Here is a 20,128-nt window from a genome sequence, read left to right as displayed (position 1 = left end):
ATGCTAAAGCTATTTATAAGAAGACCTGTATTGAGTACCGTGATTTCCGTAATCATTGTTGTTCTTGGTATTTTAGGAGTAAGCAGTTTACCGGTCGCCCAATATCCTGATATTGCACCACCTACCATCCAGGTATCGGCTTCCTATCCGGGAGCGAATACAACGACATTAATTAATAGTGTGGTATTTCCTCTTGAACAGCAGATCAATGGGGTAGAAGGAATGACTTATATGACTTCTTCGGCAAGCAATACAGGTTCTGCGAGTATCAGTGTTTATTTTGCAGTAGGAGTAGATCCTAACCAGGCTGCTGTGGATGTACAGAACAGGATAAGTACAGTGTTGTCCAAGCTTCCGCAGGCGGTAACGCAGGCTGGGGTAACCGTTAGAAAACAGCAAAGCAGTAACGTACTTATTGTAGGATTATACAGTGAACGTCCACAATACGATCAAAAATTTTTACAAAACTATACTTCAATCAATTTAGTTCCCCAGCTGCAGAGAGCAAAAGGAGTTGGTGGGGCCAACGTATTTGGAGGCGCAATGACTTATGCCATGCGTATCTGGCTGCAACCTGATAAAATGGCCGCGTATGGATTAGTTCCTGCAGATGTCACGACCGCTCTCAATGCCCAGAATTTTAATGCAGCTCCGGGTAAGATTGGGGATAATATGGGACAGGCATTTCAATATGACCTTACATATTCCGGTACCCTGGCTTCGCTTGATCAATTTCAGAATGTTATTATTAAATCAATAGGAAGCGGACAATATCTGTATTTGAAAGATATTGCACGGATCGATTTAGGAACGCAGACTTATACCAGTGCCACAGCAATTAACGGAAAACCGGGGGTTGCCATTGCAATCAGTCAGACGCCGGGTTCTAATGCTCAGGAAGTGATCTTAGGAGCTCAGAAAGTAATGGCTGATGCTTCGAAGAACTTCCCGTCAGGAATTAAAATGATTGAACTTGTTAATATCAATAACTTCCTTAGTGAAAGTATTACCAAAGTACTTCACACGCTAGTCGAATGTTTTTTACTGGTATTTCTGGTGATTCTTATTTTCCTGCAGGATGTCCGGTCTACGATTATTCATGGGGTTTCGGTTCCTGTATCCATTATCGGGACGTTTTTCTTTTTATACTTATTCGGATACAGCCTCAACCTGCTTACTTTATTTGCATTGGTATTGGCCATCGGTATTGTGGTAGATGATGCGGTAGTGGTGGTAGAAGCGGTGCACAGTAAGCTGGAACATGGATATACTTCTCCTCGTAAAGCAGCCATTGACGCTATGGGAGAGATTGCTCCCGCTATTGTTTCCATTACCCTTGTAATGGCTTCCGTATTTCTTCCGGTAACGTTCTTAGGAGGTTCAGCGGGTGTGTTTTATAAGCAGTTTGGGATTACATTGGCGATAGCTATTATGATTTCCGCAGTGAATGCGCTTACTTTAAGTCCTGCTCTGGCGGCTATGTTTTTACGGCCTCCCAAACATGAGGAAGAAGGAAGTAAAAAAGGATTCTTTCAAAAGATAAAAAACGGATTCAATTCCAATTATGAAAAACTGATTAATAAATATACAGATTCTGTTGCCTTTCTAATCAGAAGAAAATGGCTCACCGCCTTTATTGTACTGCTTTTTGGCGGACTCTTTTACATTACCATTAAAAGTGTGGCTTCCAGCTTTGTTCCTTCAGAGGATATGGGAACGATTTTCGTTAATGTAACTCTTCCTCCTGCCTCCACGAAAGAAAGGGTACAGGCTATCAATCAACAGATCGATAAAATTGCCCATACCATTCCGCAGGTACAGGCAACCATGACTACATTGGGACAAAACCAATTGGGAGGAAGCGGAAGTTCTTATGGGATGCTTATTTTAAGGCTTACCCCCTGGAGTCAGCGCCCTGGTGTTACCGATAAAGATGTCATCAAACAGCTTACGGAAAAAACAAAAAATATACAGGGAGCTTCCATTAATTTTATGCAGCAGCCTACGATCAGCGGCTTCGGAACGAGTGGAGGATTTACCTTTCAGATAGAGGACAGAGGTGGGCATTCCATCAGTGATTTTTATGCAGTCGCACAAAATTTTTTAGCAGCATTAAATAAAAGAGGTGAAATACAATATGCTGCAACAGCATTCAACCCTAATTTTCCGCAATATGAAGTAGATGTTAATATCGCTAAATGTGAAGATAACGGAATTCAGCCTTCAGATATCTTAAGTCTGATGAATGTTTATTATGGTAGTTCATATGTGAGCAATTTCACCGAATTTGGACAGCAGTATCAGATTATTCTTCAGGCTGATAATCCTTACAGAGGAAATATAGAGCAGATGAATAACATTAAAATACGTACCGGAAGCGGAACAATGAGCCCCATTTCAGAGTATATTACGATGAAAAAGGTGTATGGACCTTCTTCGATATCACGTTTTAATATGTATAATGCGATTTCAGTGAACGGTTCACCCAATATCGGTTACAGTACAGGCCAGTCTATGGAAGCCATCAATGAGGTTGCTGCCAATGTTTTGCCCCCCGGTTACAGTTTTGAATACAGTGGGATAAGCAAGGAAGAGCAAAGTTCGGGATCTCAGGCCAGTATCATATTTTTATTAAGCCTTTGTTTTGTATATCTTTTGCTCAGTGCTTTATATGAAAGCTATATTCTTCCACTTGCAGTAATTCTTTCGCTGCCTGTAGGACTGAGCGGTATATTTGTGTTTGCAAAATTATTTGGAATAGATAATAATATATATGTACAGATCTGTATGATCATGCTGATAGGGTTACTCGCGAAGAATGCCATTTTGATGGTAGAATTTGCTTTAGAAAAGAGGCATGAAGGGATGGATCTCCTTGAAAGCGCACTCGCCGGAGCCAAGATCAGAATCCGGCCTATTTTGATGACGTCACTGGCTTTTATTTTCGGTTTGATGCCTTTAATGTTTTCAACAGGTGTTGGGGCTAATGGGAATAAGTCGATTGGTATCGGTTCCATCGGTGGAATGTTGTTCGGAACCTTACTCGGAATATTTGTAATCCCTGGACTTTATGTAATTTTTCAAGGATTACAGGAGAAAATCAAAGGAAATAAATATGACGAAAATGACGAGTTGATTGTAAATGAAAAAAAATAATAGTACAGTGGAACGTATAACACCTTGGAGAAAACGATATCATTTTTTTGTACAGATTACAGCTTTTTCACTTGTACTGTACAGCTGTGATGTTACGAAGCCGTATACAAACAAGCAGACTGTTCCTGATCATTTATATGGTGATACAGCAGCGGATGCAAATGCGAACATGGCTGTACTTTCATGGAAAGAAATTTTTAAAGACCCTTTGCTGCAAGATCTTATTACTGAAGGAATTGAAAATAATCTGGATCTAAAAACAGCTGCTGCCAATCTTAAAGCTGCAGAAGCTAATTTTGTGCAGAGCAAGCAGGCATTTTTACCCTCACTTTCAGGGAATGCCTCAGCAGGCGCCTACCATCCCTCTGATGCACAGGCTTCCAATACACAGGTGTATCAGTTATATGCACTTTCATCTTGGCAGGCTGATATCTGGGGCAAACTAAGAAGTACAAAAAGATCTATGTACGCCAGCTATCTTGCGAGTGAAGCGTATCAACAGGCGGTGAAAACCCAGCTTGTTGCCAATATAGCAGTTACCTATTATCAGCTTTTAGCGTATGATGAGCAGCTGAATATTGTTCAGCAGTCTTTAGAAGTGTATTCGAAAGATACCGAAACAATGAAGATACTGAAGAACAGCGATGTGGTTACAGGTGCTGCTGTAGTACAGAGTGCAGCGAATTATTATGCCGTAAAATCTACCGTTCCGGATATAAAAAATAATATCCGCCAGGCTGAAAACACAATGTCTTTGTTATTGGGCAGAACTCCGGGAACCATTAAACGGGATTCTCTTTTTAATGAGCAGGTCTATAGTGAATTATCGACCGGGCTTCCTGTACAGCTTCTGGCCAACAGACCTGATGTAAAACAGGCGGAACTGCAGCTCAGAAGCTATTTCGAACAGGTAAATGTCGCTGAAACTTCTTTTTATCCGGCTCTTACCATAACAGGACAGGCTGGTTTATACGGGACGCAGTTAAAAAATTTTTTCAGTGCAGGAGCTTTTCTAGCTAATATTGTGGGTGGTTTAACACAACCGATTTTTAATAACGGACTTAACAAACAAAAATTGAAAATAGCACAGGCTAATTACGAAGCCGCCGAATATAATTACAGTAAAGTATTGCTTACTGCAGGACAGGAAGTTTCCAATGCCCTTTATCAATACCAGATGGTAGATGAGAAAGCGCTGTCCCGGCAAGAGCAGATAGCGAATCTTGAAAAAGCAGTGCATTTTACCAAGGAATTATTAAAATATACAAGCGACACCAACTATACCGATGTTCTTACTTCAGAGCAAAGTCTTTTAAGCGCCAGACAGAGTGCAATTACCGATAAGCTTCAGCAGCTGCAGGCGGTAGTTAATTTGTATGCCGCTTTAGGCGGTGGCTGGAAATAAAAGTTTGAAATTTCCAATGTTCTTGAAGAATAAATGCTATCAAAGAATATTGGATTTTCTATCATTAAATTTTTTAGGATCTGGATTTTTATACACATATCCTAAATCTGATTCTAAGTTTTTAGAGGATATTATTCTTTGGGACCTTTTGTCAGCAGATGATATGTTAGCAGTAATATTTTTTTGGTAATTGATGACTTCCTGCTTGGTTGGATGTTCCGGGGCAACAACATTATAGGTTTTGGAGTTGATATTCATGTCGATCATCTTTTCAATAATGAGACAGATATCTTCGTAATGAATATGATTCACCACCTGATCAGGATCTGAAATGGTGTAATTACTGAATACTCTATTGTCTCCCATAAGTCCGCCTAATCTTAAAATATTAATTTCCGGGTAATTGGACTTCATTACTTTTTCTATTGACAGGAGGGTAGGTTCCAGGTGCTCTTCTGGGGTATAGCTTTCATCCATAGATATATTCATCTGGGGATAAATACCAATAGAGCTCATTAGAAAAATAGGTTTTTTACATTCACCGATAAACAGGCTGATGTTTTCAAACCGGTTTTTTAACTGGTTAATAGGAGTTCTTTTAGAAAAAGGAACTGTAATGATTAAGGCATCCATTTCCTGGATTGTATCATTATTTTTAAGTTCCTCCGTAACCTCATCATCTGAAAATTGAACTGTGACGGAATTTAATCCCATTGCAATTAATTCTGATTTCTTTTCCTCAGAAGTAGTTGTTGTATAAATCTTATATCTGGGCTGCAAATGTTTTGAAATGCGTATTCCCAACCAGCCGCAGCCAATAATTCCTATTTTTTTCATGATATTCACTTAGATAAGCTTAAGACTCGTTTACTGTTTCCCGCATAATTCAGGGGAATCCAGACTTATATTATTGGGCTACAAATATAGAAGGATTTCTTTTACTGTAGAGAGAATTATAGATTTAGTATTTTAATTATAGGGGTAAATGATCTAAATAATCTGGCAACAAAAGAATCCGCTCTTTAGGAACGGATTCAATAGATAAGACATCTCATTTTTTTAATTAGACAACAATAAAAAGCACAGCCGACAATGCTGTGCTTAAATTTTTATTTCAAATTTAATTGCAATTTCTGGTCTGAAAAAAGCAAAAAATGATTTCATTTCAGTTCTATTACATAGTAAATTTAGGAATTAATTTAATACGAAGTATGAATTAAATGTTAAAATTCACAAGTTATCCACATTTTTTTGTGGATAACTTGTTGGTTAGTGTTGATCAAGATAACTTACTATAAAATCATTCAGCGTTTTTCTCTCTTCAATACTGCCTTTATCATCCATTTTTCCATGATTGATTGCAGTGTTCTGGATCACTATATGATATTTTTTCTGTTCTTCAGCAGTGGGTAAAACCCCTTCATCGGCAGGGTAGTCGTTAGATCGTAATGTATAGACTTTCGGAATGGCAGTTCTTGGAAGATACATTCTGCGGTTATCCATCGTGATAATCTTATAAACCAGATTCGGATATTTGTTGGCAAAAAGTGCTGTCATGTCACCACCGTTTGAATGTCCTATTAATGTCAGATGTTTATAATCCAGATCAGGTCTTGTTTTTTTAAGTTCGTTTAAAACAAATAAAATATTTTCAGCGCCGCTTTCCCAGAATGGCATTCTTACCATTTGGGGTTTTCCTTCTTTCGGAATTAACTGATCGGTAGGGAGCTCATGCTGTATACTCACGGTAAAATATCCTTTTGAAGCCAGATTTTTTGTCAGATACGAATAGATCATATAATCGCCACCCTGATTAGCACCATATCCATGACTGAAAATAACAATCTGTTGAGATGGATTTTTTGTTACAGGAATATAAAAAGCCACTGGAATCTTGCGGTTTCTGCTTTGATCAAATAGAGTCAGAGTATCTATATGTACTTCATTACTTGCAGTTGTACTGATATTCTTTTTCAATAAGCAGCTGCACAAGGATAAAGCAATAGGAAAAATGAATAGAGCGCTATATTTCATTTAGATTAACAGGTTGTTTAGGATTAAAAAGAGACTATTTTTTCTTTCGAAGATAAAAATTTAAGCTCTAAAAATGAACGGTTTGTATTTTAAAATAAATGTATATATTTGGCTCATTAATATCTCTTTATAAATAGTATCCCATTATCAGGCACGTTTCTAACTGCCTGAAATCTTAAGGTTCACATGTTCTGAACCTAATTCAACTATTAAATAAACTGTAAACCTAATTTGACAATGTACATGAAGTACTCTTGTTCATTATTGGCAATACATTTTCACAAACAAAAGAGATCATTATGAAAACAAATACAATTGCCGTGATAGGCGGCACAGGAAAATCCGGGCACTACCTTGTTCAACATCTTCTGGAAAAAGGACTTTCAATGAAATTATTACTGCGCACTCCTGAAAATTTCACTTTGAAAAATCCTTTAATTGAGGTGATCAAGGGAGATGCAAGAGATTTTGATGCTGTAAGCTGTCTTATTAAAGATTGTAGTGCAGTCATCAGTAAAATAGGACAACCTGTTGGAGAAAAATCAATATTCACGGATGCTACCAATAATGTTATCCGGGCGATGCATTTGCATGGAATCAAAAGATATATTGCCATTACAGGCTTGAATGTAGATACCCCTTTTGATCATAAAAATGATAAAGTAAAAGCAGCCACAGACTGGATGTATCAGAACTATCCCAAAACAACAAAGGACAAACAGGATGAATATGAAATTCTTGTCAACAGTGATTTGGACTGGACGTTGGTAAGGCTTCCTTTGATTATCCCAACTTCTGAACATTGTAAAACAGAAGCCAATCTAACAGACTGTGTAGGGGAAAAGATCAGTGCTGCAGACCTGTCAGAGTTTCTGGTTGCTCAGATTCTTGATGGAACCTATCTTAAAGCAAGTCCGTTTTTGTATAATATCTAAATCCTGGTTTTTAAACGAGTAGATTTTAGAAATAAAAAGAATAGAGAGTCAAATACTGACTCTCTATTTATATTTAGCTTTCAAGCTTTTCTTTAATGTATTTCGCGGTATGCGATTTTTTATCTTTCGCCAGTTCTTCCGGTGTTCCTGCAAAAACAACTTCGCCACCATATTTTCCAGCCTCGGGACCAATATCAATAATATGATCTGCCGATTTGATAATATCCGGCTGATGTTCTATAACAATTACGGAATGTCCAAGCTCAATCAAAGCCTGTAACGATTTTAGTAATTTTTGAATATCATGGAAATGAAGTCCGGTTGAAGGTTCATCAAAAATAAATAAAGTTTTATCTGTAGTTACCCCTTTTACTAGGAATGAAGCCAGTTTCACTCGCTGTGCTTCACCACCGGAAAGGGTAGAAGAGCTTTGTCCCAGCTGAAGGTATCCCAAACCAACTTCCTGTAAAGGTCTGAGTTTGGTTACAATTTTCTCCTCATTATTGTCTTTAAAAAATGCCAATGCTTCATCTACCGTCATATGAAGGATATCGGAAATGCTTTTTTCATCAAATCTTACTTCCAGGATTTCATTTTTGAAACGGGTTCCTTTACATACTTCGCACTCAAGTTCAATATCAGCCATAAACTGCATGGAAACATTGATCACTCCTTCACCTTTACATTCATCACATCTTCCGCCGTCTACGTTGAAAGAGAAATGCTTGGGTTTGTAGCCCATCATTTTAGACATCTTCTGCTTAGCAAAAAGATCCCTGATGTCATCATACGCTTTAAGATAGGTAACAGGGTTTGAACGGGAAGATTTTCCGATAGGGTTTTGATCAATCAGTTCAATATGCTTAATGAGCTTTTTAGGAAATTCTACCGAATCATATTCTCCTTTTTTTCCGCCCATTCCCAGTTGGATCTGGATGTCATTGGTTAAAATCTCCTTCATTAAAGTAGACTTTCCACTACCGGAAACCCCTGAAATAACGACAAGGCTTTCCAAAGGAACATCTACATCGATATTTTTAAGGTTATTTTGCCTCGCTCCCTTAATATGGATCCACTCTTTTGCTTTTCTGCGTTTGGCGGGAACTTCTATTTCCAGCCTTCCGGTAAGGTATTTTGAGGTCAGTGTATCAGCATCCTTTAATTCCTTATAATCACCGGCAAAAACCAATTCACCACCGAGATAACCCGCTTCCGGGCCGATATCTATAATATAATCGGCAGCACGCATGACATCTTCATCATGTTCAACCACAATAACGGTATTTCCTAAATCTCTAAGATTTTTTAAGACTCCAATTAGGTTTTCTGTATCCCTTGAATGCAGTCCAATGGAAGGTTCATCTAAAATATAAATAGATCCCACCAGGGAACTTCCCAGGCTTGTGGCCAGATTAATTCTCTGGCTTTCCCCTCCGGAAAGGGTATTGGATGTTCTGTTTAACGTTAAATATCCCAGTCCTACTTTTAATAAAAATTGGATACGGGTGGTAATTTCGTATAAAAGTCTTTTAGCAACTTCCTTATCGTGTTCTGATAACTTTAATCCCTCTATCATTGGGAAAAGCTCATCCAGAGGGAGTTCGATCATCGATTGGATGTTGTGTCCGTCTACTTTTACCCAGCTTGTTTCTTCACGCAATCTCAATCCTTCACAGGTAGGGCATAAGGTTTTTCCTCTGTAACGGGAAAGCATAACGCGATACTGGATTTTATAGAGATTTTCTTCAAGCATTTTGAAGAAATTATTGACAGAAGGGAAGCTTTCTTTACCGTCTCCTTTCCATAAAAAGTTTTTCTGCTCTTTGGTAAGCTGATGGTAAGGCTTATGGATCGGGAAGTCACCTGCTTTTTTGATGAATGATTTTTTCCATTCGCTCATCGTTTCGCCTTTCCAGGAAGCAATTGCATCTTCAAAAATAGAAAGTGCTTTGTTGGGAACCACAAGATCCTCATCAATACCGATTACTTTACCATACCCTTCACAGGTAGGGCATGCACCGTAAGGATTGTTAAAGCTGAAAAAATGAACGTTAGGCTCAAGGAATTCCATCCCGTCCAATTCAAATTTATTCGAAAATTCTTTAACAACTCCTGTATCTGCATCTTTAAGCGAACAATACCCGTGACCTTCATAAAACGCCATTTGAATAGAATCTGCTAATCTTTGAAGAAAATTTTCATCTTCTTCGTAAGAAAAACGGTCAATGACAAGATTAATGGTCATTCCTTTTTCAGGAGTGAATCCAAAGCTCTCCAGATCTTCAATTCCTGCCAGGTTTCCATTGATTTCAAGTCGGGTAAATCCGGCCAGTTTCAGAACGTTAAGTGCTTCATTAAAATTAGCCGCATCATATTCTAAAGGTGCCGTTAATATAAATGAAGTATTTTTTTTGGAAGATTTAATAAAATCCACCACATCAGAAACCGAATCTTTCTTCACCTCTTCCCCGGAGACGGGAGAAAAAGTCTTTCCAACTCTTGCGAATAACAGCTTCATGTAGTCGTAAATCTCTGTGGAAGTTCCGACTGTAGAACGGGGATTTGAAGAAATTACTTTCTGCTGAATGGCAATGGAAGGTGCCAAACCTTTAATATCGTCAACTTTTGGTTTTTCAAGTTTACCTAAGAACTGACGTGCATAAGAGCTTAAACTCTCAACATATCTTCTCTGTCCTTCTGCATAAATAGTGTCGAAGGCCAAAGAGGACTTTCCGCTTCCGGAAACTCCTGTAATCACGATCAGTTTATTTTTCGGGATCAGGACATCGATATGCTTCAGGTTGTTCAGGTGTGCGTTTTTTACGAAAACCTGTTTTTTTATATCTATTTCTATTGTTTTAGCCATGTCTTTTATTCATATAAAGTATATACTGACTGAGACTTCTCTGTATTCAGTGTGATTGTGTTCTTGCCGTAAACAATATCAATATTGGTAAAAATATTGTTTCCGGCTTTAGTCTTGATGTTGGCAAGCCTGTTTTGATTATCATAAGAAAAAACATCCGTATATGTTGCTTTTCTATCGTCAAATCCCTGTATTCTAATAATTTCAGAAATAAGATCGTTTTTGTAACGGTATTGAAATATTGCTTTATCCTTTACCACATTCGAGCCAAAATCATATTCTGTCTTTGTCATTCCGGTTAGCTTCCCGGTTGTATCGTATTCGTAGGTTCTTTGTTCCTTTATATTTTTCCCGATAGTATAAAGAAATGTTGCCAGTGAATTGTTTTTGTAGGTATAATGTTTTTCTATGATGCCACCATCACCCGGGTTTTTATATCTGTATACCAGTATGTTTCCGGTTTTATCATAATCAAAAGTTATGGAGCTTGATTTTGATTGCCCGTTTGGGAAAATAAGTGCATGCGTTGAAGAAATCATTTTTCCTGCAGCATTATATTGAAAAGAACTTTGTTGCTGAGAGGCTCCAATGAAAGTTATTGCTTTGGACAGTTTTCCTTTTTCGTAAAAATATTCAGAACTCTTATCAGGCTCCTTTATTTTCGAAATATTGTTTTCATCATCATAAAAAATTTCACTTTTATGAGGTCTGCCCTGATCTGAGGAATATTCATATGAGATGATTCTGCCATCTGACAGCGTTGTATTATATTCACTTTTCCCTGCCTGTGGAAAATCTACAAGGCCAGGAGGAATAAAGTTATCTCGTCCTGGAGGGAGCTCTGTAACTTTGCTGCTGAAAATAATGTTTCCGTTTTTGTCAAATTTTTTGATCTGGATCTCGGTCTTGCTGTCTGTTTTTTCTGTCGTCTGAATTTCCTTGATGGTTTTATTTCCGATAATCCTGTTTTCGAATACTTCCCGGGTATCCAATTCCTGTACAGGATCCTGAATTTTTACTTCAGGATACGTAAATTGAGCATTGATGGAAATGCCTGCAAAAAGTATGGAAAGAAAGATTATTCGCATCATAAAATTAAGACCCACAAAATTACGAAATTTTAGTGAAAATTTCATCTTTAAAATAGGGATGTGTACAACATCTGATCCGTTCTGAAAGGGTGATGCATAAAAGTAGAGTTAATGCGGGCTGCAAAGGAAAATAAGATAATAGACACTTGCTATTCACACCGTTATATTCTTCAGATTAAAAATAGAATTTGAGAAAAATGTAATTTTTTTATCTTTTTTCATTTTTCTATTGTTTTATATTTTAAAATTATTTAAAATTGTATTCATAAATATGTAATATAGAAATGAGAAAATTATTCAGAGATCTAGTTACACATTTAATGAGAAAAAGATAAAGATTACTTCCCAAAAAACAAGAGATGCAGTGCCTGGTGTACTGCATCTTTTTTTATGACAACTATCATTTGCCTATTTTAAGTAACGATGCTACTTTTGGGAAATCTTAACGAAATCTTAAAAAGTAAAATAAAGACATGATAAAAAAGCTGGGAACCGCTGTTTTTCTTGGAACCATATTGACCATTCAGGCGCAGGAAAAAACAACAGACATAGAAAGTATTGAATTTCAGGGTAAGTTCATTTCTACGCCTTATAAAAGTGCGAACCAGAATATTACAGTCATCACCAAAGAAGATATTATCAATTCTCCGGCAAACAGTATCGATGAAATTCTTCAGCAGGTTCCGGGAATGGATATCAGAAGGAGAGGAGCGAATGGAGTACAGAGCGATATCGGTTTCAGAGGAAGTTCTTTTGAACAGGTATTACTCCTGTTAAACGGAATCAGAATGAATGATTCCCAGACCGGACACAATTCATTGAACATTCCGGTGGATCTTGATGATGTTGAAAAAATAGAAATCATAAAAGGCCCTGCGGCGAGAAGATTCGGGCAGAATGCGTACGCGGGAGTCATCAATATTATTACTAAAATAAATCCGGGAAAGCATGTGAAGATCAGTGCCGATGGCGGAGATTATGAGACCTATGGTTTCGGATTCAATGCACAGCTGGGAAATGAAAAATTTTCCAACTCACTTCAGGCGAATTCCGCAACTTCGCAGGGATACATGTACAATACGGATTACGAGATCAGAAATGTATTTTATCAAAGTAGATTAAGCATAAAGAATGGAGATTTAAAGCTTCAGGTGGGTTTTTCGGAGAAAAAATTCGGAGCAAACGGTTTTTATGCTTCCAAAGCTGCAATAGATCAATATGAAGAAACCCAGGCTTCTATCGTAAGTGTCGCTCATCAGCAGACTTTCGGAAATCTGAAACTGAGTTCAAATGTTTACTGGAGGAGAGGACAGGATATGTACCTGTATCAGCGACAGAATCCTGATGGCTACAGAAATATGCACATTGGAAATAATGCCGGTGGGGAAGTTAATTCCAGCTACCAATGGGGATTAGGAATAACCGGAGTTGGCGTTGAGCTAAGAAAAGAATTTCTGGCGAGCAATAATTTAGGGGAAAGAAACCGTTTTGTATCACAAGTTTTTTTTGAACACCATTTTTCGCTGCTGGATAAAAAATTAAATATCAGTCCTGGGATTTCATGGGCTAATTATTCGAAAGAAGGAAATTTTTTCTATCCTGGATTGGATGTAGGATATAATTTCAATCAAAATAATAAAGTATACGGAAATGTTGCTAAAGTTCACCGTGTTCCTACTTTCACAGACCTGTATTATGTAAGCATGACAGAACATGGAAATCCCAATTTGCTTCCTGAAAATGCGATTTCATCAGAAATAGGATATCAGTTTCAGAACAGCAGAATCCTAGCCAAGGTTAGCGGTTTTATGAGGAACTCGAACAACTCTATCGATTGGGTGAAAAATGCGGCAAATGATCCGGTATGGTATGCCCAGAACGTTGGAAAAATAGATACCAAGGGAATAGAAGCAGAAGTGAATCATAAGGTATTGGACTGGCTGAAATATTCTGTAGGATATACGTATCTGGACAGTAAGTTTAAAGAGTCTAACGGCTTTGTTTCACGATATATTCTGGACAACTTGAAGCATCAGTTGGTTACTAAACTGGAGACGAAATTTTTGAAATATTTTACCAATGAATTAGTCTACCGGTACAATGAAAGGGTCAACTTAGGAACTTATAATCTTCTTGATGAAAAGCTTAGTTTTTCCAAGAAAGATTTTTCGGTCTATGTGTTAATCAACAATATTACCAATACACAGTACACTGAAGCTTTTGGAGTAGCAATGCCACAAAGGTGGTTTCATGTAGGATTTTCTTATAATATCAATATTAAGTAGATGTTACGTTGATATTAATAAAAGTTAATATTAACAAATTGTTAAATAAATTAGATTTGCAAAAATTTTTTATGAAACTTTTTTTAAGCTTGAGTTTAGTTTTAAGTATGTGTTTTTTTAAAGCGCAGGATCACATTTCCAGCTTCAATGCCGTGACTCTGACTTATAAGTTTCATCCCAAATTTTTCCTGTATGGGGAAGGCCAGCTCCGTGGCAATGAAGATTACACGTACCCCGATTACTATGAGATAAAAGGAGGAGTAGGATACAATCTCACCAAAAACCACAAACCATTTGTAGGTCTTGGAAGATATGTTAACTATAAAAATCACGATTTAAGCAAAGAGGAATTCAGAATCTGGCTTCAGGATGTGATTGATCTGAAAAAAGGAATCGTAAAATTTGAAAACCGTTTCCGTATTGAGAAAAGCTGGTTTTATGAGCCGAATACCGATAAAACTTCTCAGAGAATGCGTTATCGTTACCGTCTGAACGTAAGTGTCCCTTTAAATTCAAAAACGATTCAAAAAGGGACTGTATTTGCGAACGCCTATGACGAAATGTTCTTGGTAAGTCCAATGAAGCCTACTTTTGCAAGAAACAGAGTATATGCCGGATTCGGATATCAGATCGACGATTATTTCGGAGTTCTTACAGGATATCTTTGGCAGCGTGAATTTGACGCTGCTGGAAACAGAAATTTGCATTTTATCTATCTTGCTTTAAATATCAATATAGACGGAACCAAACATCCTGTAAAAACGTATGATTTCCCTGGGGCAGATTAATATTTTTCAGTCAGATAGCGATACGCTTTCAAATATTTATTAAATCTTTTAATATCTTTCGGAGTCAGCTCCCGGTTGACTCTTCGCAGATCCATATTGTCACGCAGATCATTCAATTTTACCGCAACGGAAAGAGGTGATCTCTCAGTTCTTTGGATAAATTCATCATAATCTTCTTCCGGATCATATTTCGTAAGGCAGCTTACTGCAAAAATGATGTTTTCAGGGAAGCCTTCGCTTCTTAGAAATTCAAGACTGAATTCTTCAGGATGGTCTTCTACCACATCATGTAAAACTCCAACGATTTTTTCGTCCATCGTTTTTCCGTACTCCATTACTCGCATTACATGGGCAATGTATGGGGCATGGTATTTATCAGTTTGTCCTTTATGTGCCTTATCGGCTATTTTTATTGCTCTGTGGAGCATTTCTTCTTTTGTCATTCCAAGGGAAAATAGGATACAAAAATAAAAAATGTAAGAAATAATAACGCATTTTTTAAAGAAATTATTTTTACCTGTTCTTATCGCTCTGTTTCATTTGATAAATAAGTAGCTGAACTCTTGTAGTTTGAATATTATCTTGTCTAAATTTTGAAGAATTAACAGGGAAGTTCAATCAGCAACAATCATTAAGAATTGTATTATTGTTAAAAAAACCTTAAAAAATATGATTAAAATCATAAAAAATGTCTATTGTATTGATATAAAAGAAGTTATTTTTGTTCCTCAAAATTTAAAACACTTTATGAAAAAATTATTCTTAACCGGGGCGATTGCCTTTTTCGGGTTAGCTAGTGCTCAAAAAAACACATTATTAGTAGGAGGTAACATTGCATACAGTTCTACCAAAAACACGGATGTACTCAACAATTCAGACACTACAAACAAGTTCGAATTTTCTCCTACAGTAGGATATCAGTTTGCAGATCATTGGACTGCAGGGGTTAGCGCTTCTTTCGGTACGAATAAAATATCGGATGCGTATAAAGTAAATACAGACAAAATAGGAGGGTTTGTAAGATATGCCCAGCCTTTTAACGAAACATTTGCTATATATGGAGACCTAGGGATTGGATACCAGGGTCAGAAAGCTACTCAGACGATATTGAACCAGGATTTTGTTTCTAAAGCTAACGGGATGTATGTACAATTCACACCGGCTTTATTCATCAATTTCAAGAACAGTTTCGGACTGAACTTTAATATCGGAGGAATTGGGTATAACAATTTGAACGATAAGAATTCTGATGCAAAAAGCAGTACATTCGATTTTTCTTTTGGTAAATCTGTTAACATCGGTATTTCTAAAAACTTCGGACTTAGAAAATAAGAAGTGGTACTTTATTAAAAAAGAGCTGTCTCCATTGAGGCAGCTCTTTTTTTACGCCTGTCCGATATTTTATAATATTGATTAAAATAAATAAAGTTTTTTAAAAATTACTGAACGACCTCAAAGAAATAAAGTACTTTTATAGCGCCTGTTTTGGCTGATATGATGGGCATTTTACAAATTTTAAACTAAAAAAAAGAAATTGTTGAATTATGGAAATTAGGAATTTAAAAGGTACTTCAACAGAAGAATTGGTTGTTGTTTTTAATCGGTCATTTTCAGATTATATTGTGCCTTTCAGATTGACTGTTGAGCAATTGAAATCTAAAATTACAGCGGAAGATATCAAACCTGAATTATCTCTGGGTGTTTTTGAATCTGGTAAAATCGTAGGATTTATGCTTCATGGCTTAAGAAATAATACAGCTGTACCAACGGTTTATAATGCCGGAACAGGAGTAATACCCGAATACAGAGGAAAAGGATTAGTCGGTGCGATGTATGAAGAACTGCTTCCACAATTACAGGAGCTACATATTAAAAAGATGATTCTTGAAGTGATACAGGAAAACAAGCCTGCCGTTAGAGCGTATGAAAAAATGGGGTATGCCGTTTCGAGAAAACTAGACTGTTTTTCAGGAAAACTGGATATTCTGAAATTCAATAAAGAAGTCATTATACAATCGGTTTCTGAATTTCAATGGGATACATTTATGTCTTTCTGGGATATACTTCCATCCTGGCAGAATACGGTTCAGACGATAGAAAATGGTAAAAGTCTTTGCAGTACTGTCGTAGCGTATATGGATCATGTACCTGTAGGATATGTCATTTTCAATGCGGAATCAGGGAAGATCCATCAGTTTGCAGTGTCTGCTGAGTACCGTAGAATGGGAATTGGCAGCAGTTTATTTGAGTGGGTCAATACAGCAAGAAAAGGGCAGGAGATATATGTATATAACGTAGATCATGACTCTGCTTCTTCCCTTGGTTTTTTACAGAAAATCGGACTTTCAGAAAAAGTGGTACAGTTTGAAATGAGCAAAGAGATTTAATAATAATCAACTCAATTTTTTACCATCAACAATATAAAAAAGCGTCTCATTTGAGACGCTTTTGAAATCAAATATATAAAGACTAATAAGCTCCTTTTTCTACATAGTGAGCGGCAATTTTTTCAGTTAAAGCCACTACATTCGGATGGTTGGTATATTTTGTAAACCTTCTTAATCCGGAAAGCATCATTCTCTGTTCGTCACCCTCAGCGAAAGAAATAATTCCTTCTTTAGCGGCCACATTGATTTTCTCTACTGCTTTGTAAAGGTTTAACTGAGCCATTGCTGCTTCCACAGAATCCTGAGAGAAGTGTTTTTCCGCTCTTAATACTGCTGATTCTGCCATGTAGATCTGGTTAAGAATTTCAGAAGCATTCAATAATAAATGCTGCTGTTTTTCAATATCCATCATGAATTTTTGAAGCGCTGCACCGGAAACCATTAAAAATACTTTTTTAAGGTTCGCGATAATTGCCTTTTCTTCACTCATGAACGCTGAATAATCCGGAACTTCAAATGAAGGGATTCCGATCAGTTCTTTGCTGATAGCCATTGCAGGAGAAAGAAGGTCTAATTCTCCTTTCATTGCTCTTTTTATTAGCATTCCAACCGCAAGAAGTCTGTTGATTTCATTTGTACCTTCATAGATTCTTCCAATTCTTGCATCTCTCCATGCAGCTTCCATTGGAGTGTCTTCTGAGAATCCCATTCCACCATAGATTTGGATTCCTTCATCGGCTGTATTTTGAGTAAGATCAGAAACAAAAACTTTCAGAATAGAAGCTTCTACCGCGAATTCTTCAACTCCTTTTAGTTCAGCCTCTTGATGGTCCATTCCGCCGGAAACCAATTCTTCAATTTTGTCTTCAACATTTTTTGCTAAACGGTAAGAACCAGCTTCACTTACAAAAACCCCAGTTGACATTTCTGCCAATTTCTTTCTGATTGCTCCGAAAGTTGAGATTGAAACTCCAAACTGTTTTCTCTCGTTTGAATATTGAATCGAGTGATTTAGGATTCTTCTTTGTCCGTCAAGATTTGCTGCAGCTAATTTAATTCTACCAACATTCAATGCGTTCAAAGCGATTTTGAAACCATTGTTTCTTTCACCCAACATATTCTCTACAGGAACTTTCATATCATTGAAGAAAACCTGACGAGTAGAAGATGAACGAATACCTAATTTATGCTCTTCTTCACCAAATGTTAAACTGTTTGGATCTTCTAATTCTGAACGATTTATGACAAAACCAGTGATGTTTTTATCATCATCAATTTTAGCAAACAAAGTGAAAGTATCTGCAAAACCTGCATTTGAAATCCACATTTTCTGCCCGTTGATGATGTAATGTTTTCCATCTTCGGATAATTTTGCTCTTGTTTTTCCTGAGTTTGCATCAGACCCAGCATCCGGTTCAGTCAAACAATACGCTCCGAATTTTGTACCTGTAGCTAAATCCGGAAGATATTTCTTTTTTAATTCTTCACTTCCGTAAAGAAGAGTTGGTAGTGTTCCAATTCCGGTATGGGCTCCATAAGCTGTTGCTAATGAACCGTTTCCTCCTGAAACATAATCACAAGCCAACATTGTGCTCACAAATCCCATTCCAAGACCGCCGTATTCTTCAGGAACGGTAATTCCTAACAATCCCATTTCGCCTAATTTGCGCATTGCTTCTTCTGTCAATGCATAGTCTTTTTTCTCGAAACGATCGTGGTGCGGAATAACCTCTCTCTCAATAAATTCTTTCGCAGAATCACGAAGCATTTTTTGTTCTTCACTTAGTTCTTCAAGACTGAAAATTTCGTTTGCAGGGATTTCCTTGATCAGGAATTCTCCTCCTTTTAATGTAGCCATATGTTTTTTTGTTTTTTAATTGGATTTTTTGATTTTGTATTAACGTATTCATGTAAAATGTACTAATGATTTTGGCTTGCGCCTCATGAATACATTTTACGTAAATACATCAATACATTTTAAAGAAGTTCGAAAATCGAAGCTGCTCCCTGTCCCGTCCCTACGCACATAGAAACCATTCCGTACTTGTTTCCACGTCTTCTCATTTCGTCAAGAAGCTGAACGGTTAATTTAGTTCCTGTACATCCAAGCGGGTGGCCAAGAGCGATAGCACCACCGTTGACGTTAAGGATATCAGGATTTAGTCCCAATTCCTTTTTGATTGCCACAGACTGTGATGCAAAGGCTTCGTTCAATTCAATTAATTCAATATCTTTTAATTCAAGACCAGCCTGTTTTAAAGCTTTTGGAATCGCATAAATAGGTCCCATTCCCATGATTCTTGGCTCAAGACCTGCAGCAGCATATGCTACTAATCTAGCTTCCGGCTCAAGGCCTAATTCTTTCACCATTTCTTCGCTCATTACCATTACAAAAGCAGCTCCGTCACTCATCTGAGAAGAGTTTCCGGCTGTTACGCTTCCTCCGTTGGCAAATACAGGTCTTAATTTTGCTAAACCTTCTAAGCTTGTATCTTTTCTTGGACCTTCATCGACTGAAAAATCAAACTTTTTAGTCTGCATTTTCTGATTTTCATCCAGAAAATTATATTCTACAGGAATCGAAACAATCTGGTTGGCAAATTTACCCTCAGCATTCGCTTTTAAAGCTTTCATGTGAGATTCAAAAGCGAACTGATCTTGTTCCTCTCTTGTAATATTATATTGTTTTGCAACTTCTTCGGCAGTATAACCCATTCCCCAATAATAATCAGGGTTTGTTTTTGCAATTTCCGTTTCAGGAACTGGTTTGTAACCACCCATCGGAATATAAGACATTGATTCTGTACCTCCTGCAATAATACAATCAGCCATTCCTGCCTGAATTTTAGCAGAAGCAATCGCAATCGCCTCACTTCCTGATGCACAGTATCTGTTTACTGTAACTCCGGGAACTTTATCTGTATTTAAACCCATTAAAGAAATTAAACGGGCAACGTTTAAGCCTTGTTCAGCTTCAGGCATTGCATTTCCTACAATAAGGTCATCGATTCTGTTTTTATCTAATTGCGGAAGTTCAGCCATTAATTTTTCAATTACGGTTGCCGCCATTACATCGGGACGAGTAAAGCGAAGGGAACCTTTAGGTGCTTTTCCTACCGCTGTTCTAAATCCTTTTACTATATATGCTTGTTTCATTTTTGTTGTATTACGTATTAATGTA

14 protein-coding genes are annotated in these 20,128 nt (G+C 37.2%); 7 read left to right on the top strand and 7 right to left on the bottom strand.

What is annotated here, in order from left to right; translation table 11 throughout:
- Together SB679_RS02450 and SB679_RS02445 are read left to right on the top strand one after the other, a co-directional pair.
- The gene (locus SB679_RS02450; RefSeq protein WP_410700649.1) at positions 1–3,156 is read left to right on the top strand and encodes an efflux RND transporter permease subunit; all 3,156 of its coding nucleotides are present in this window, start codon (positions 1–3) and stop codon (positions 3,154–3,156) included.
- A 7-nt stretch (positions 3,157–3,163) separates the two neighbouring features.
- On the top strand, positions 3,164–4,561 hold the full coding sequence (locus SB679_RS02445; protein WP_410700648.1) for an efflux transporter outer membrane subunit: 1,398 nt from the start codon (positions 3,164–3,166) through the stop codon (positions 4,559–4,561).
- Positions 4,562–4,600: 39 nt separating this feature from the next.
- On the opposite strand, the gene SB679_RS02440 is transcribed toward SB679_RS02445, so the two are convergent.
- Positions 4,601–5,398: an epimerase gene (locus SB679_RS02440; RefSeq protein ID WP_410700647.1), complete on the bottom strand. Its 798-nt coding sequence runs from the start codon at positions 5,396–5,398 to the stop codon at positions 4,601–4,603.
- 432 nt (positions 5,399–5,830) lie between these two features.
- Positions 5,831–6,595, bottom strand: a complete 765-nt coding sequence (locus SB679_RS02435; RefSeq protein ID WP_410700646.1) for an alpha/beta hydrolase family protein — start codon at positions 6,593–6,595, stop codon at positions 5,831–5,833.
- Positions 6,596–6,894: 299 nt separating this feature from the next.
- Between SB679_RS02435 and SB679_RS02430 the strand changes: the two genes are divergently transcribed.
- Entirely contained in the window at positions 6,895–7,530 is a 636-nt protein-coding gene (locus SB679_RS02430; RefSeq protein ID WP_410700645.1) for an NAD(P)-dependent oxidoreductase, read from the top strand.
- Between the two features lie 73 nt (positions 7,531–7,603).
- Here the strand turns inward: SB679_RS02430 and uvrA are convergent, their stop codons facing one another.
- Both uvrA and SB679_RS02420 read right to left on the bottom strand, forming a co-directional pair.
- A complete protein-coding gene (uvrA, locus tag SB679_RS02425) occupies positions 7,604–10,396 on the bottom strand; it encodes an excinuclease ABC subunit UvrA (protein WP_410700644.1) in 2,793 nt (930 codons plus the stop codon).
- Positions 10,397–10,401: 5 nt separating this feature from the next.
- Positions 10,402–11,487: a hypothetical protein gene (locus SB679_RS02420; protein ID WP_410700643.1), complete on the bottom strand. Its 1,086-nt coding sequence runs from the start codon at positions 11,485–11,487 to the stop codon at positions 10,402–10,404.
- Between the two features lie 473 nt (positions 11,488–11,960).
- Here SB679_RS02420 and SB679_RS02415 point away from each other — a divergent pair, with 473 nt between their 5' ends.
- Complete coding sequence (locus SB679_RS02415) at positions 11,961–13,772, top strand: TonB-dependent receptor plug domain-containing protein (RefSeq protein ID WP_410700642.1); 1,812 nt, start codon at positions 11,961–11,963, stop codon at positions 13,770–13,772.
- A gap of 71 nt (positions 13,773–13,843) precedes the next feature.
- Positions 13,844–14,560: a DUF2490 domain-containing protein gene (locus SB679_RS02410; protein WP_410700641.1), complete on the top strand. Its 717-nt coding sequence runs from the start codon at positions 13,844–13,846 to the stop codon at positions 14,558–14,560.
- Here the strand turns inward: SB679_RS02410 and SB679_RS02405 are convergent.
- Positions 14,557–15,003 carry a phosphohydrolase gene (locus SB679_RS02405; RefSeq protein ID WP_410700640.1) on the bottom strand — a complete coding sequence of 149 codons (447 nt, stop codon included), beginning with the start codon at positions 15,001–15,003 and terminating at the stop codon, positions 14,557–14,559. The two genes, SB679_RS02410 and SB679_RS02405, sit on opposite strands and share 4 nt — an antisense overlap.
- Positions 15,004–15,307: 304 nt before the next feature.
- Between SB679_RS02405 and SB679_RS02400 the strand changes: the two genes are divergently transcribed.
- Both SB679_RS02400 and SB679_RS02395 read left to right on the top strand, forming a co-directional pair.
- Positions 15,308–15,892: an outer membrane beta-barrel protein gene (locus tag SB679_RS02400; RefSeq protein WP_410700639.1), complete on the top strand. Its 585-nt coding sequence runs from the start codon at positions 15,308–15,310 to the stop codon at positions 15,890–15,892.
- 212 nt (positions 15,893–16,104) lie between these two features.
- Positions 16,105–16,947 (top strand): GNAT family N-acetyltransferase, encoded by an 843-nt coding sequence (locus SB679_RS02395; protein WP_410700638.1) that lies wholly within the window; start codon positions 16,105–16,107, stop codon positions 16,945–16,947.
- A gap of 82 nt (positions 16,948–17,029) precedes the next feature.
- Here the strand turns inward: SB679_RS02395 and SB679_RS02390 are convergent, their stop codons facing one another.
- Both SB679_RS02390 and SB679_RS02385 read right to left on the bottom strand, forming a co-directional pair.
- On the bottom strand, positions 17,030–18,805 hold the full coding sequence (locus SB679_RS02390; RefSeq protein WP_410700637.1) for an acyl-CoA dehydrogenase family protein: 1,776 nt from the start codon (positions 18,803–18,805) through the stop codon (positions 17,030–17,032).
- A gap of 119 nt (positions 18,806–18,924) precedes the next feature.
- On the bottom strand, positions 18,925–20,103 hold the full coding sequence (locus SB679_RS02385) for an acetyl-CoA C-acyltransferase (protein WP_317739666.1): 1,179 nt from the start codon (positions 20,101–20,103) through the stop codon (positions 18,925–18,927).
- Positions 20,104–20,128: the final 25 nt, after the last annotated feature.

The organism is Chryseobacterium sp. SIMBA_029, from assembly GCF_046535275.1.
In the GTDB taxonomy this organism is placed as follows: domain Bacteria; phylum Bacteroidota; class Bacteroidia; order Flavobacteriales; family Weeksellaceae; genus Chryseobacterium.
This window is presented reverse-complemented; position numbering and strand designations above follow the sequence as displayed.

Coding starts and splice junctions, on each gene's coding strand:
- SB679_RS02450 (WP_410700649.1), top strand. CDS start 1: ATGCTAAAGCTATTTATAAGAAGACCTGTATTGAGTACCGTGATTTCC.
- SB679_RS02440 (WP_410700647.1), bottom strand. CDS start 5,398: ATGAAAAAAATAGGAATTATTGGCTGCGGCTGGTTGGGAATACGCATT.
- SB679_RS02435 (WP_410700646.1), bottom strand. CDS start 6,595: ATGAAATATAGCGCTCTATTCATTTTTCCTATTGCTTTATCCTTGTGC.
- SB679_RS02430 (WP_410700645.1), top strand. CDS start 6,895: ATGAAAACAAATACAATTGCCGTGATAGGCGGCACAGGAAAATCCGGG.
- uvrA (WP_410700644.1), bottom strand. CDS start 10,396: ATGGCTAAAACAATAGAAATAGATATAAAAAAACAGGTTTTCGTAAAA.
- SB679_RS02420 (WP_410700643.1), bottom strand. CDS start 11,487: ATGATGCGAATAATCTTTCTTTCCATACTTTTTGCAGGCATTTCCATC.
- SB679_RS02415 (WP_410700642.1), top strand. CDS start 11,961: ATGATAAAAAAGCTGGGAACCGCTGTTTTTCTTGGAACCATATTGACC.
- SB679_RS02410 (WP_410700641.1), top strand. CDS start 13,844: ATGAAACTTTTTTTAAGCTTGAGTTTAGTTTTAAGTATGTGTTTTTTT.
- SB679_RS02405 (WP_410700640.1), bottom strand. CDS start 15,003: ATGACAAAAGAAGAAATGCTCCACAGAGCAATAAAAATAGCCGATAAG.
- SB679_RS02400 (WP_410700639.1), top strand. CDS start 15,308: ATGAAAAAATTATTCTTAACCGGGGCGATTGCCTTTTTCGGGTTAGCT.
- SB679_RS02395 (WP_410700638.1), top strand. CDS start 16,105: ATGGAAATTAGGAATTTAAAAGGTACTTCAACAGAAGAATTGGTTGTT.
- SB679_RS02390 (WP_410700637.1), bottom strand. CDS start 18,805: ATGGCTACATTAAAAGGAGGAGAATTCCTGATCAAGGAAATCCCTGCA.
- SB679_RS02385 (WP_317739666.1), bottom strand. CDS start 20,103: ATGAAACAAGCATATATAGTAAAAGGATTTAGAACAGCGGTAGGAAAA.